Raw genomic sequence first — 229 nt, 5'->3', positions numbered from 1 at the left:
TGTATACATCGCCCATGAGTGCGTATCGATGTAGGTGGGACGCCTTTGCATCCATGTTCGCACCAACATCCAGTAATAAGAAGCCATCTCCCCCTAATGTAGGTAGCATAGGTGATAGAGCTGGTCTTTCTATCCCTTTAATCCTTCCTACAATTAAAAGCCCTGCAGTCATTAAAGCACCAGTATTCCCTGCAGATATAGCTGCATCTGCATTCCCATCCTTCACCTG

1 pseudogene is annotated in these 229 nt (G+C 46.3%); it reads right to left on the bottom strand.

Annotated elements, in window-relative coordinates:
- A pseudogene (locus tag AOA61_RS30655) lies at positions 1 to 229 on the bottom strand (phosphate acyltransferase); the annotation flags it as partial.

Source organism: Pseudomonas sp. 2995-1, from assembly GCF_002742505.1.
Classification (GTDB): domain Bacteria; phylum Pseudomonadota; class Gammaproteobacteria; order Pseudomonadales; family Pseudomonadaceae; genus Aquipseudomonas; species Aquipseudomonas sivasensis.
The sequence above is the reverse complement of the archived record's forward strand: the minus strand, read 5'-3'. Positions and strand labels throughout refer to the sequence as shown.